General features: G+C 76.3%; 12 protein-coding genes. 9 read left to right on the plus strand and 3 right to left on the minus strand.

The genetic code is table 11. The annotated features are described in order from the left end of the window. Positions 1–23 precede the first annotated feature (23 nt). The 4 genes from ACFU5J_RS07500 (at position 24) to ACFU5J_RS07515 (ending at position 6,615) form a co-directional block, all read left to right on the plus strand. Positions 24–1,514: an NCS2 family permease gene (locus ACFU5J_RS07500; protein WP_430578300.1), complete on the plus strand. Its 1,491-nt coding sequence runs from the start codon at positions 24–26 to the stop codon at positions 1,512–1,514. 58 nt (positions 1,515–1,572) lie between these two features. Then, positions 1,573–2,724, plus strand: coding sequence for an XdhC family protein (locus ACFU5J_RS07505; RefSeq protein ID WP_430578301.1), 1,152 nt, complete (start codon positions 1,573–1,575; stop codon positions 2,722–2,724). A 64-nt stretch (positions 2,725–2,788) separates the two neighbouring features. After that, the gene (locus ACFU5J_RS07510) at positions 2,789–3,676 is read left to right on the plus strand and encodes an FAD binding domain-containing protein (protein WP_430578302.1); all 888 of its coding nucleotides are present in this window, start codon (positions 2,789–2,791) and stop codon (positions 3,674–3,676) included. Next, positions 3,673–6,615 (plus strand): molybdopterin-dependent oxidoreductase, encoded by a 2,943-nt coding sequence (locus tag ACFU5J_RS07515; protein ID WP_430578303.1) that lies wholly within the window; start codon positions 3,673–3,675, stop codon positions 6,613–6,615. The genes ACFU5J_RS07510 and ACFU5J_RS07515 overlap by 4 nt, the downstream gene beginning before the upstream one ends. Positions 6,616–6,698: 83 nt before the next feature. Here ACFU5J_RS07515 and ACFU5J_RS07520 read toward each other — a convergent pair whose 3' ends face one another. Then, entirely contained in the window at positions 6,699–7,376 is a 678-nt protein-coding gene (locus ACFU5J_RS07520) for an NTP transferase domain-containing protein (RefSeq protein ID WP_430578304.1), read from the minus strand. Next, positions 7,373–7,801, minus strand: coding sequence for a winged helix-turn-helix transcriptional regulator (locus tag ACFU5J_RS07525; protein WP_430578305.1), 429 nt, complete (start codon positions 7,799–7,801; stop codon positions 7,373–7,375). The genes ACFU5J_RS07520 and ACFU5J_RS07525 overlap by 4 nt, the downstream gene beginning before the upstream one ends. A gap of 149 nt (positions 7,802–7,950) precedes the next feature. Between ACFU5J_RS07525 and ACFU5J_RS07530 the strand changes: the two genes are divergently transcribed. The 4 genes from ACFU5J_RS07530 (at position 7,951) to ACFU5J_RS07545 (ending at position 11,191) form a co-directional block, all read left to right on the plus strand. Further along, positions 7,951–8,823, plus strand: coding sequence for an SDR family oxidoreductase (locus tag ACFU5J_RS07530; protein ID WP_430578306.1), 873 nt, complete (start codon positions 7,951–7,953; stop codon positions 8,821–8,823). Beyond that, the gene (locus ACFU5J_RS07535; protein WP_430578307.1) at positions 8,823–9,764 is read left to right on the plus strand and encodes a VOC family protein; all 942 of its coding nucleotides are present in this window, start codon (positions 8,823–8,825) and stop codon (positions 9,762–9,764) included. Before ACFU5J_RS07530 ends, ACFU5J_RS07535 begins: the two co-directional genes overlap by 1 nt. A gap of 104 nt (positions 9,765–9,868) precedes the next feature. Beyond that, a complete protein-coding gene (locus tag ACFU5J_RS07540; protein ID WP_430578308.1) occupies positions 9,869–10,891 on the plus strand; it encodes a bile acid:sodium symporter family protein in 1,023 nt (340 codons plus the stop codon). A 9-nt stretch (positions 10,892–10,900) separates the two neighbouring features. Beyond that, the gene (locus tag ACFU5J_RS07545; RefSeq protein ID WP_430574817.1) at positions 10,901–11,191 is read left to right on the plus strand and encodes a DUF3175 domain-containing protein; all 291 of its coding nucleotides are present in this window, start codon (positions 10,901–10,903) and stop codon (positions 11,189–11,191) included. Positions 11,192–11,227: 36 nt separating this feature from the next. On the opposite strand, the gene ACFU5J_RS07550 is transcribed toward ACFU5J_RS07545, so the two are convergent. Then, entirely contained in the window at positions 11,228–12,166 is a 939-nt protein-coding gene (locus tag ACFU5J_RS07550) for an SDR family oxidoreductase (RefSeq protein WP_430578309.1), read from the minus strand. A gap of 233 nt (positions 12,167–12,399) precedes the next feature. On the opposite strand from ACFU5J_RS07550, the gene ACFU5J_RS07555 reads away from it, so the two are divergent. Next, positions 12,400–13,593 carry a GAF domain-containing protein gene (locus ACFU5J_RS07555; RefSeq protein WP_430578310.1) on the plus strand — a complete coding sequence of 398 codons (1,194 nt, stop codon included), beginning with the start codon at positions 12,400–12,402 and terminating at the stop codon, positions 13,591–13,593. The last annotated feature ends 1 nt before the right edge of the window (position 13,594 follow it).

Here is a 13,594-nt window from a genome sequence, read left to right on the forward strand (position 1 = left end):
CGGGCCGGAAAGGACACAAGGACGTGACCATCCTGGGTACCCGGCGGGACACCGCCGAGAACGACAAGACGCCCTCCACCGGCGCCCGCCGCGGCGTGCTGGAGCGGCTGTTCAGGATCACCGAACGAGGCTCCACCACGGGACGCGAGATCCGTGGCGGCCTGGTGACCTTCTTCGCGATGGCGTACATCGTCATCCTCAACCCCCTGATCCTCGGCGGCACGAGCGCCGAGAACGCGCCCACCGACGTCGCGGGCGGCTGGCTCGCGACGGCCCAGGTCGGCGCCGTCACCGGCCTCGCCGCGGGCGTGCTGACCATCCTGTTCGGCCTCGTCGCGAACCTGCCGTTCGCGCTCGCGGCCGGCCTGGGGATCAACTCGTTCCTCGCCGTGGCCGTCGTCGGCGACGTGACCTGGCCCGAGGCGATGGGCCTCGTGCTCATCAACGGCCTGCTCATCGTGCTCCTGGCGGTGACCGGCGCGCGGTCGGCGATCTTCAACGCCGTCTCGCGCCAGCTCAAGGCCGCCATCACGGTCGGGATCGGCCTGTTCATCGCCTTCATCGGCTTCGTCGACGCCGGCTTCGTCACCCCCACGGAGGGTGGCCCGCCGGTGCAGCTCGGCGACGGCGGGTCGATCACCACCGTCCCGACGATGATCTTCGTCCTCGGGCTGCTGCTCATGGGCATCCTCGTGGCGCGCAAGGTCAAGGGCGGCCTGCTCATCGGGCTGGTCGCCACGACGATCGTCGCGATCGTCGTCGAGGCCGTGGTCAAGCTCGGCCCGGCGAGCGCGGACAACCCCGGCGGCTGGCACCTGTCCGTGCCGGCGCTGCCCGACTCGCTGGTGTCCGTGCCCGACCTGTCCCTGCTGGGGCAGTTCAGCTTCGGCGCCTTCGACCGGATCGGGGCGCTCGCGGCCACGATGCTCGTGTTCACGCTGTTCTTCACGAACTTCTTCGACGCGATGGGCACGATGACGGGGCTCGCCAAGCAGGGCGGGCTCGCCGACGCCGACGGGAACTTCCCCCGGATCAAGTCGGCGCTGGTCGTCGAGGGCGTGGGCGCCGTCGTGGGCGGCGCGACGTCGTCGTCGTCGAACACGGTGTTCGTGGACTCGGCGGCGGGGGTCGGCGAGGGGGCGCGCACCGGCCTGGCCTCGGTCGTGACGGGCGGCCTGTTCCTGGCCGCCATGTTCCTCACGCCGCTCACCGCCGTCGTGCCGATCGAGGTCGCCAGCGGCGCCCTCGTCGTGGTCGGCGCGATGATGATGCGAGAGATCAAGGAGATCGACCTGGGCGACTTCTCGGTCGCCCTGCCGGTGTTCCTCACGGTCGTGACCATGCCGCTGACGTACTCCATCGCCAACGGCATCGGGATCGGCTTCATCACGTGGGTGCTGCTGCGGTTCGCCTGCGGCCGGGCGCGCGAGGTGCACCCGCTGCTGTGGGTGGTCGCCGCGGGCTTCCTCGTCTACTTCGTGCGCGGCCCGCTCTCGGCGGCGCTCGGCGCCTGACGTCGTCGGTCGGGCCTGCCGCGACCCGGCAGGCCCGACCCTCGGGGAGGGATCTTCGATGCTCACCCTTGCTGACCAGCTGACCGAGTGGCTCCGGCCCGGTGCCGAGCCGTTCGCCGTCGCGACCGTGGTCGGCGCCTCGGGCTCGGTGCCGCGCCCCGTCGGCACGGCGATGGCCGTGCGCGCCGACGGCGCCGTGATCGGCAGCCTGTCCGGCGGCTGCGTGGAGGGTGCCGTGCACGCGGCCGCGCTCGACGCGATCGCCGTCGGCGCGTGCCACCGCGAGACCTTCGGCTACTCCGACGACGACGCGTTCGCCGTCGGGCTCACCTGCGGCGGCAGCCTCGAGGTGCACGTGCAGCCCGTGCGCCCCGGCGACCCGGACGACCCCGCCGCGGTCGCGCTCGCGCGCCTCGCCGCCGACGGCGGCGCCCCCGCCACGCTCGTGCGCCGCCTCGACGTCGCGCGGCCCACCGCCGTGCTCCTCCCCGACGGCCCGGCCCGGCTCGACGACGCCGCGCTGCGGGGGCTGGTGGACGACGCCGCCCTGCCGGCGGTGTCCGCGCAGGTCGCGGCCGTGCGGCGCGCGGGCGGCGCCGCGACCGTGCACGCCGCGCCGGGCGTGGCCGACGGCGCGTGCGCCGAGGAGCCCGTCGCGCTGCTGGTGGAGACCCGGCTGCCGCCGCCCCGGTTCGTGGTGGTCGGCGCCAACGACTTCGCCGGCGCGCTGATCCGGGCCGTGCGGCTGCTGGGCTACCGCGTGACCCTCGTCGACGCGCGCGAGGTGTTCGCCGCCCCGCGCCGCTTCCCGCAGGCCGACGAGGTGGTCGTCGACTGGCCCGACCGCTACCTGGCGGCCGAGGCCGCCGCGGGCCGCCTCGACGGGCGCACCGCCGTCGCCGTCCTCACCCACGACGTGAAGTTCGACGTCCCGACGCTGCGCCTCGCGCTCGGGCTGCCCCTGGCGTACGTGGGGGCGATGGGCTCCCGCCGCTCCCACGCCCAGCGGTTGCAGGCGCTGCACGACGAGGGCGTGGCCGCCGACGAGCTCGCCCGGCTGCGCTCGCCGATCGGGCTCGACCTCGGCGCGGTGACGCCGGAGGAGGTCGCCGTGTCCGTCGTGGCCGAGCTCGTCGCCGTCCGCCACGGCCGCACCGCCGCCGTCCCCCTGAGCCGCACCGACGGGCCGCTGCACGCAGCCCCCCGGTGACCGCACGCCCCCAGCGCGACCCCTGTACGAACCTCAGCACGACCCGAAGCAAGGAGCGTTCCCGGTGGACATGAACACCGTCACCGACCTGGTCCCCACGGCCGACCCCGCCGACTGGCGCGAGGGCGACGCGTGGCTGGCCGGCGGCACCGTCCTGTTCTCGTACGGCAGCCGGACGCTGCGTCGCCTGCTCGACGTCACGACCGCCGGGTGGCCGGCGCTGACCGTGACCGACGGAGGCCTCGAGATCGCGGCGACCTGCACGGTCGCCGAGCTGTACGCCTTCCCCGACGCCCCGGCGTCGGCGGGGGTGCGCGGTGCCTGGCGCGCGCTGGACCTCGTGCGCCCGTGCTGCGACGCGTTCGTCGCGTCGTTCAAGATCTGGAACACGTCGACCGTCGGCGGCAACGTCGCGACGTCGCTGCCCGCGGGCCCGATGACGTCGCTGACCGCGGCGCTCGACGGCGTCGCCGAGGTCTGGGGGCCGGGCGGCGGCCGGCGGACCCAGCCCGTGGCCGAGCTGGTCACCGGCGAGATGCGCAACACCCTCGCCCCCGGCGAGCTGCTCCGGGCGATCCGCGTCCCCGCGGCCGCGCTGCGCGCCCGCACGGCGTTCCGCCGGCTGTCGCTGTCGAACCTGGGCCGCTCCGGCGTCCTGCTGGTCGGCCGCCTCGACGCCCCGGACGACGGCGGCGAGCTGGTGATCACCGTGACCGCGTCGACCCGCCGCCCGGTGCAGCTGCGCTTCGGCGCCGGCGCGCACCCGGACGCCGCGGGCCTGGCGGCGGCGATCGACGCCGCGATCCCGCCCGACCTGTACCACGACGACATCCACGGCCTGCCCGCGTGGCGCCGCGACATGACCTACCGGCTCGCGGAGGAGATCCGCCGCGAGCTGACCGGTGCGCCGACCGGCGCGCCGGACGACAGCACCGACGGAGGCCGGCGATGACCGACGCGACCACCCGCCCCGGCACCACGCCCGCGTGCGGGCCCTCGGGTCCGACGGAGCTGCCCGCGCTGCGCGTGGACGGCCGCCCGGTCGACGCCGTCCCGCGCGCGGGCCAGTGCCTGCGCACGTTCCTGCGCGAGCAGGGGTCGCCGGGCGTGAAGAAGGGCTGCGACGGCGGCGACTGCGGCGCCTGCACGGTGCACGTGGACGGCGTGCCGGTGCACAGCTGCGTGTACCCGGCGCGGCGCGCGGCGGGCCGCGAGGTGACGACGATCGCCGGGCTCGCGGCCACCGCGGACGAACCCACCGCGGACGGGCTGCACCCCGTGCAGCAGCGGTTCCACGACGCGCAGGGCTTCCAGTGCGGCTTCTGCACCGCCGGCATGATCATGACGGCGGCCACGCTCGACGACGAGCAGCGCGCGGACCTGCCCCGCAGCCTCAAGGGCAACCTCTGCCGCTGCACGGGCTACCGGGCGGTCGCGGACGCCGTGCTGGGCGACGCCGGCTGCGGCCGCGAGCACCCCGCCGGCTCTGCGGCCTGCGACGCCCCGCACGACGGCTGGACCGCCGCGCGGGCGCGCGGCGAGGCAGGGGGAGACGCCGGCATCGCCTTCGGCACGAGCGAGCCGGCGCCCGCGAGCAGGGGCGTGGTCACCGGCCAGGTGCGCTACACCCTCGACGTCGACCCGGACGCCTACCCCGGGCTGCTGCACCTCACGCTGGCGCGCTCGCCCCACGCCCACGCGCGGATCGTCGCGATCGACGCCGCCGACGCGCTCGCCGTGCCCGGGGTGCGGGCCGTGCTCACGCACGAGGACGCGCCCGCCGCCCGGTTCAGCACGGCCCAGCACGAGCTGTGGACGGACGACCCGGACGACACGCGCATCCTCGACGACGTGGTCCGCTTCGTCGGGCAGCGCGTGGCGGCCGTCGTCGCCGACTCCGTCGCGGCCGCGGAGGAGGGCGTGCGCCGGCTGCGCGTCGAGTACGAGGTGCTGCCCGCCGTGGTCGACCCCGAGCAGGCGATGGCGCCCGGTGCGCCGCTGGTGCACCCCGAGCTGGACGCGGTGCAGGCGCGCGTGGCGAACCCGGGGACGAACCTCGTCGCCGAGCTGCACAGCGAGCTGGGCGACGTCGAGGCCGGGCTCGCGGAGGCCGCCGTCGTGCACGAGGCCACCTACCGCACGCAGCGGGTGCAGAACGCGGCCCTGGAGACGCACGCGGCGATCGCGTCGTTCGACGACGCCGGCCGGCTCGTCGTGCGCTCGTCCACCCAGGTGCCCTTCCTCGCCCGCCGCCACCTGGCGCGCGTGCTGGACCTGCCCATGGACCGCGTGCGCGTGGTGTGCGAGCGGGTGGGTGGCGGCTTCGGAGGCAAGCAGGAGGTGCTGGTCGAGGACGTCGCGGGCCTCGCCGCCCTCAGGCTCGGCCGCCCGGTGCAGCTCGAGCTCACGCGCACGGACACGTTCGTCGGCACGACGACGCGGCACCCGTTCCGGATCCGCGTCCGCGCGGGCGCGCGGCGCGACGGCACCCTCACCGCGATGCACCTGGACGTGCTGAGCAACACCGGCGCGTACGGCAACCACGGCCCGGGCGTGATGTTCCACGGCTGCGGCGAGTCGATCGCCGTCTACACCTGCGCGAACAAGAAGGTCGACGCGCACTGCGTCTACACGCACACGCTGCCGTCCGGCGCGTTCCGCGGGTACGGGCTGAGCCAGACGATCTTCGCCGTGGAGTCCGCGATGGACGAGCTGGCCCGGCAGCTCGGCATGGACCCGCTCGAGCTGCGTCGCCGCAACGTGGTGCGCGAGGGCGACGCGATGCTCTCCACGAGCCCGGAGCCCGAGGAGGACGTGCTGTACGGCAGCTACGGCCTCGACCAGTGCATCGAGCTGGCCGACGACGCCCTCGCCCGCGGCCGGGCGCGCGACGTCGCCGCGTACGGCGCGGACCCCGCGGCCCCGTCGCTGCCGTGGCTCGGCGCCGAGTGGGGCGTCGGCGAGGGCACGGCCGTCTCCATGATCGACACGGTGCCGCCGCGCGGGCACGTGTCGCACGCCCGCGCCAGGCTGCGCCCCGACGGGGTGGTGGAGGCCGAGGTCGGCACCGCCGAGTTCGGCAACGGCACCACCACCGTGCACGCGCAGCTCGTCGCGTCGGCGCTCGGGCAGCGGGCGGCCGACGTCGTCGTCAGGCAGTCCGACACCGACCTGGTGGAGCACGACACGGGCGCCTTCGGGTCCACCGGCACCGTCGTGGCGGGCAAGGCGTCCCTCGCGGCCGCGACGGAGCTGGCGGAGCGGGTGCGCGTGGTCGCCTCGTCGCTCACCGGCACCCCGTCGGCGCAGTGCCGCCTGGTGCCCGGCGGGGTGGAGTACGAGACCGGCGCGGTGGTCCCGCTGGCCGAGGTGGCGCGGCACGCGCACACCGCGGGCGTGCGGCTCGAGGCCGAGGGGCGCTGGGGCGGCACGCCCCGGTCGGTGGCGTTCAACGTGCACGGCTTCCGGGTGGCCGTGCACCGCGGCACCGGCGAGATCCGCATCCTGCAGAGCGTGCAGGCCGCCGACGCCGGCGAGGTCGTGAACCCGCGCCAGTGCCGTGGCCAGGTCGAGGGCGGCATCGCGCAGGCCCTCGGCGCCGCGCTGTACGAGGACGTCGTGATCGACGGCGCCGGCCGCGTCACGACCGACATCTTCCGCCAGTACCACCTGCCCACGTTCGCGGACGTGCCGCGCAGCGAGGTCTACTTCGCGCGCACCACCGACTCCACGGGCCCGATGGGCGCGAAGTCGATGAGCGAGAGCCCGTTCAACCCCGTCGCCCCGGCGCTCGCCAACGCGCTGCGCGCCGCCACCGGCGTCCGGTTCACCGAGCTCCCGCTCGCCCGCGACAAGGTCTACCTGGGCATGAGGGCGGCCGCGACGGCCTGACGGCGAGATCGAGGCACCCGTCGCGACGTCGACCCACCGAGGGTCGATCTCGCGACGGGTGCCTCGATCTCGCGATCAGGCGATCAGGCGAGGAGGTCGAGGTCGGCCTCGGTGTCGAGGTCACGGCCGTCGCCGGGATGGGTGACGACGTCGATCAGCGCGGCGTGCGCGCGCAGGAACGCACGCGCGCCGGCGTCGCCCTCGGCGCTCGCCGCCGCCGGTCCGGCGAGCGCGGCGTCCAGCACGAGCGGGTGCGACCAGCGGGGGCGTCCCTGCTCGGGCCCGGCCTGGTCGGACGCGGGCGCGTCGGCCCAGCGGGAGGCGGTGACGCGGCCCGGCCGGTGCGCGGCCAGGAGGCGGGCGACGTCGCCGGGCGTGACGCCCGGCTGGTCGACGTGGGCGACGACGACGCGGGCGACGGGCGACCCGTCGTCGGGCTGCAGCGCTGCCGCGACCCCGGCCTGCAGCGACGAGCCCATGCCCGTGGCCCAGCGCTCGTTGACGACGACGCGCGCGCCGGCGGTGCCGGTGAGACGGTCCGCGGCGGTCGCGACCCGCGCGGCGTCGGCGCCGAGCACGACCACGACGTCGTCGCAGCCGCCGGCGGCCAGGACGCGGGCGACGTGCTCGACGAGGGGGCGGCCGCGGTGGGGGAGCAGGGCCTTGGGTCCCCGGCCGAGCCGGGTGCCCGCCCCCGCCGCGAGCAGGACGGCGACGCTGCGGCCCGCCGCGGGGGCGGGGCCGGTCGCGGGGCCCGTCACGCGTCGTCGCGGCGCGCGTCGTAGCGCTGCTGCGCGGCGCTGACCTCGTCGACGGCGCCCTCGAGCACGTCGATGAGCCCGATGAGGCGGTCGGCGACCTGGCGGCCGAGGTCGGTCAGCGAGTACTCCACGTGCGGGGGGATGGTGGTGCGCACCTCGCGCGCGACCATGCCGTCGCGCTCCAGCGCCTGCAGGGTCTGGGCGAGCATCTTCTCGCTGACGCCGTCGATCCGGCGGCGCAGGGCGTTGAACCGGACCGCGCCGTCGCGCAGCCCCGCGACCGTGAGGACGCCCCAGCGGCCGGTGACGGCCTCGAGCGCCTGGCGCGAGGTGCAGCCGCGCGAGAAGACGTCGGCGATCATCGCGTCGGTCGGGCCGGCGGTGGCCTCGTCCAGGGCGACGGCGGTGGGGGAGTCGGGGGTCACCGATCTAGGATACGGCGCGATCCCGCGGCAGGCACTGTGAGGAAGGCCGCACTTGCGCATGGTTGGCACTTTCGAAAAGTTAGCGCATGCTGTGGGGGTGGCCCCGAGCGGGCCGCGCACCCGACCCGTCCTTGAAGGGGAGCATCACCATGACCATCGCCGTCACCGGAACCAGCGGCCACCTGGGCCGCCTCGTCGTCGAGTCCCTCCTCGCCCGGGGCGCCGCGCCCGCGGACGTGGTGGCGCTCGCCCGCTCGACGGAGAAGGTCGCGGACCTCGCCGCCCGCGGCGTCGTCGTCCGGGAGGCCGACTACGACCGGCCCGAGACCCTCGTCCCCGCCCTCGACGGGGTCGACGTCCTCGTGCTCGTCTCCGGCTCCGCCGTCGGGCAGCGTGCGCGCCAGCACGGCGCCGTGATCGACGCCGCGAAGGGCGCCGGCGTCGGCCGCGTGGTCTACACGAGCGCCCCGCACGCCGACACCTCGCCGCTCGTCCTCGCGCCCGAGCACAAGGCCACCGAGGAGCTGCTCGCCGCGTCGGGCCTGTCCACGACGGTGCTCCGCAACGGCTGGTACACCGAGAACTACCTCGGCGACGTGCAGCAGGCCCGGGAGACCGGCGAGATCGCGCACAGCGTCGGCGACGGCCGCGTGGCCAGCGCCAGCCGCGCCGACTACGCCGAGGCCGCCGCCGTCGTCGCGCTCGACGCGCACCGCGACGGGGGGCACGACGGCGCCGTCTACGAGCTGTCCGGTGACGTGGCGTGGGACTTCGACGAGCTCGCCGCCACCGCGGCCGAGGTGCTCGGCCGGCCCGTCGCCTACCGCCCGCTGACCGCGGAGGAGCACCGCGACGCGCTGCTCGCCGCCGGCCTCGACGAGGGCACCGCCGGGTTCGTCGTCGCGCTCGACGGCGACACGCGCGCCGGCCTGCTCGCCGAGACCTCGGGCGACCTCGCCCGCCTCGTCGGCCGCCCGACCACGCCGCTGGCCGAGGGCCTGCGCCGCGCCCTGGCGGCCTGATGACCCCGCTCCCGGGCGACCGCCTCGCCGACGACACGCGCATGGACGCGGTCACGCTGCACGTGCGCGACCTCGACCTCATGACGCGCTACTACCGCGACGCCCTGACGCTCACGGAGCTCGCCGTGCCCGAGGGCCTCGAGCTGCCGGCCGGGGCGCGCCGCGAGGAGACCACCGTGCTGGGCCGCGGCACCACGCCGCTCGTCGTCCTGCACCGGGCGCGGGACCTGCCCGCACCCGGCCGCGGGGAGGCCGGCCTGTTCCACACGGCCGTGCTCTTCGACGACGAGCCCGGGCTCGCCCACGCGCTCGCGTCCGTCGCGACGACCGCGCCGAGCACGTTCATCGGCAGCGCGGACCACCTGGTGTCGCAGGCGTTCTACTTCACCGACCCGGAGGGAAACGGCGTCGAGCTGTACGCCGACCGGCCGCGCGAGGAGTGGGCCTGGGACGGCGCGCACGTGCGCATGGACACGCTGTACCTCGACCCGAACGCCTTCCTCGGCGACCACCTCACCGACGCCGCGCGGGACGCCCTCGCCACGGGCGACCCGGAGGCCCGTGCCGCGGGCACCCGCGCGGCCGGGGCGGGCGCCGTCGTCGGGCACGTCCACCTGCAGGTGGGAGACGTGCCCGCGGCCCGCCGCTTCTACGTCGAGACCCTCGGCTTCGCCGAGACGGCGAGCGTGCCCGGCGCGCTGTTCGTCTCCGCGGGCGGGTACCACCACCACATGGCGATGAACACGTGGAACAGCCGGGGCGCCGGCCCGCGCGCCTCGACCCTCGGCCTCGGCACCGTGGCCATCACGGTGCCCGGCGCCGACGACGTCGGCGCGCTGCGCGAGCGCCTGGACCGGGCCGGCGTGGCGGTGCGCGACGACGGCGCGGCCGTGCGCTTCGAGGACCCGTGGCGCAACGCCGTGGAGGTCCGCGCGGCCTGACCGGCCCGGTACCCGTGGGGCGGCGTGGCCGGTGCGGCCGCGACGCCCCACGGCCGGCGTGGACCGGATCGCTTCCCGGGGCGCGCATTTCCTACACTCGCGCGGTGCGTCGTGTGCTGAGTGGTTGGTTGGACCTGTTCGTCGTCACGCTGGTCGTCGTGATGGTCCTGGGGCTGGTGGTCCCGGTCCCGCCGACGGCGCAGCAGGTCGTGGACGTCGCGGCGGACGTCGCGGTCACCGTCCTGTTCCTCGTCTACGGCATGCGGCTGTCCACCCGCGAGGTGTGGGCCGGCCTGCGCAACTGGCGCCTCCAGGGCGGCATCCTCGCCGCCACCTACGTCGTGTTCCCCGTGCTGGGGCTCGTGGTCGCGTGGGCGGTCGCGCCGCTCGTCGGTGCGCCGCTGGCCGCCGGCCTGCTCTACCTGTCGCTGCTCCCGTCCACCGTGCAGTCGTCGGTGGCCTTCACGTCCGTGGCGCGCGGCAACGTCGCCGGCGCCATCTGCGGGGCCACCGTGTCCAACGTGCTGGGCATGGTCGTCACGCCGCTGCTGGTCCTGTGGCTCATGACCGACGCGGACGACGGCGGCGGCGCGACCGCCGGGCACGGGCTGGACGGCCTGCAGACCGTGCTGCTGCAGCTGCTGCTCCCGTTCGTCGTGGGCCAGCTGCTGCAGCCGTGGGTGGGCGACTGGATCCGCGCCCGCCGCTGGCTCACCCTGGGCGTGGACCGCGGCACCATCCTCGTCGTCGTGTTCTCCGCGGTCGCGGCGGCCAGCTCCGCGGGCGTCTGGGCCGGCATCTCGGGCTGGGCGATCGTCGCCCTGCTGGCGGTGAGCGCCGTCATGCTCGCCGTGATGCTCGGCGTCACCTGGTGGGGCGGCGCCGCCCTGAAGCTGCCCCTCGAGGACCGCGTCGCGCTGCTCATGTGCGGGTCCAAGAAGTCCCTCGCCACGGGCCTGCCCATGGCGAGCGTGCTCTTCCCCGTCGCCGCGGCCGGCGTCATCGCCGTGCCGGTGATCATCTTCCACCAGCTCCAGCTCGTCGTCTGCGCCGTGCTCGCGCGGCGCCTCGCGCTGCGCGAGCGCGAGGCCGGACGGCCCGCTGCGAGCACGCAGGACCGCTCCTAGCGTGGCCGGATGGCCGGGCAGGACGAGGGGCGCGAGCGGTGGTCGCAGGACGTCACCGAGCACTCCGACGCGCTGGACCTCGAGGACGACGTCTTCACCTGGGACGACCCGGTCCGCATCGCCGCGTCGTTGAAGCGGTCGGCCGAGGCGAGCGGGCGGCGCAAGGGCACGCCGTACCGGTCGGCGATGTCGATGCTGACCTTCTACGTCAACCGGGCCGGGGCGAACCTCCCCGCCGCGCAGCGGGACGTGCTCGAGCGGGCGAAGGACGAGCTGCGCAGGGCGTTCGGCCGGGAGTGACCCCCGTCGACCGGCGGGCCCGACGGCCGAGGCACGTCAGTCGAAGGTGACTCCCGTCAGCTCCTCGGACACCGCCCACAGCCGCGCCGCGTCCGCGGTGCTGCGCAGCGACGCCCACGGCCGCTGCTCCACCGGAGGCCCGCCGAGCCGGCCCGGCCACCCGGGGCCGTAGAAGCCGCCGTCCCGCGCCGTCCGCGACGTCGCGGCCAGCAGCGCCGGCAGCGCCGCGCTCTCGACCGTCCCGACCACCAGGCCGCGCGCCGAGAGCCACCGGACCATCCGCACCTCGCGGGTGTCGGCGGCGCGGCTCACCTCCGGGCGCGCCGCCAGCAGGCTGGTCGGCGCGACACCGGGGTGGGAGACGTTGCTCGTGATCCCCCAGCCCGAGGCGCGGGCGCGGCGGCCGAGCTCGAACCCGAACAGGGCACAGGCGAGCTTCGACCGGCGGTACGCGCGCATGCCGTCGTAGTGCCGCTCCTCGTTGAGGTCGTCCCAGCGCAGCGTGCCGCGACGTGCCGCGACGCTCGTCTGCGACGTCACCCGGGCCCGGCCCGCCCGGAGCAGCGGCAGCAGGCGTCCCGTGAGCGCGACGTGGCCGAGGTGGTTGGTGCCGAGCTGCAGCTCGAACCCGTCGTCGGTGGTGCGCCGTTCGGGCGGCGTCATCACCCCGGCGTTGTTGACCAGGCGGTGGATCGGGTCCCCCTCGGACCGCAGCCGCTCGGCGAGCGCCGCGACCGACGCCAACGACGCGAGGTCCAGCTCGAGCAGCCGGAGCCTGGCCCCGGGGTGGCGCCCGAGGATCCGCGCGACCGCCGTCTCACCCTTTCCCGGGTTGCGGACCGGCATCAGCACCTCGGCCCCTGCCCCCGCGAGCCGGGTCGCGATCTCGAGCCCGACGCCGTCGCTCGCGCCCGTGACCAGCGCCCGCGTCCCCGACAGGTCGGGCACCGTGAGGTCGTGCTCCCTGCGTGCCATGCTCTCTCGCCCCCGTGTCGTCCGTCGGCGGACCCGTGGGCCCCGTCGACACGAGGGTCCCCGACGGGGGCCGCCCGTGCCAGGGCCTGACGATCCCTGGCTGGGGCCCCCTACACTGGCACGCACGCACCGGACGACGACGTCGGGAGGTCGCGGTGGAGCGGACGGCCGCCTCGGTGGCAGGCAAGGGTCAGGGGGCCCGCGCGAGCGGGGTAAGGCGAGACCCGCGGAGCGTGCGCGCGGCGTACGAGCGCTTCATCGGCACGGGCGAGCTGCCCGCCGGGATCGACCCCGTGGTCGCCGACTCCTGGCGCCGGTCGGTGCGCAGCGGCGTCGACCCGGACACCCCGCACCCGCAGGTCGCCCTCGCCGACGACGACCTGGCCGCCTATCGCGCCGCCCACCCCCTCGCCGCGGTGATGCCCGTGGTGCGCGAGCTGGTGGTCGACGGCGCGGCGGACGACGGGCTCGTCGTGGCCGTCTCCGACGAGGTCGGCCGCCTGCTGTGGGTCGAGGGCAACCCGCGCCTGCGCGGCACCGTGGACCGGGTGGGCTTCGTCGAGGGCGCCGTGTGGCGCGAGGAGAGCGTCGGCACCAACGCGCCCGGGACCGCCCTCGCCACCCGCCGCGCCGTCCAGGTGATCGGCGCGGAGCACTTCTCCCGCCCCGTGCAGGAGCTGAGCTGCGCGGCCGCCCCGATCCGCGACCCCGCCACCGGCCGGGTGCTCGGCGTCCTCGACGTCACGGGGCGGCGGGCCGCGGCGACGCACGTCGTGCTGTCGCTGGTGCGCGCCACCGTGGCCACGGTGGAGCGCGAGCTCGCGACCCGCGCGGCCGCCGCCCCGGGCCTTCCGGCGCCCGTCGACCTGCGCGTGCTCGGGCGCCCGGCCCTGCGGGGCCGGTCCGGCGACCGGGCCCTCTCGCTGCGGCACGCCGAGATCCTGCTGCTGCTCGCGGAGCACCCGCGCGGCCTCGGCGCCGACGAGCTGGCCGTGCTGCTGCACCCCGGCGAGCTGTCCGGCGTCACCGTCCGGGCCGAGGTGTCCCGGCTGCGGCACGTCGCCGGGCCGCTGCTCGCCGGGTCGCGCCCCTACCGCCTCGCCCGGCCGCTGCGCACCGACGCCGACGACGTCCGAGCGTCCCTCGCGCTCGGCGACGTGCGCGGCGCCCTCGCCGCGTACGCGCCCCTGCTGCCGCGGTCCGTCGCGCCGGGCGTCGAACGCCTCCGCGCCGAGCTGTCCGCGGAGGTCCGCGCGGCCGTCCTCGCCTCCGGCGACCCCGACGCCCTCGACGCCTGGGTGTGCGGCGTCGACGGCGCGGACGATCACGCCGCGTGGTCCCGGCTGCTCGCCGTCGCGCCCGCCGGCAGCCCGCAGGCCGTGCGCGCCCGCGCCCGCGTCACGCTGCTCGACGCCGACCTGAGCTAGC

It is taken from the genome of Isoptericola sp. NPDC057559, from assembly GCF_042801555.1.
Classification (GTDB): Bacteria; Actinomycetota; Actinomycetes; order Actinomycetales; family Cellulomonadaceae; genus Isoptericola.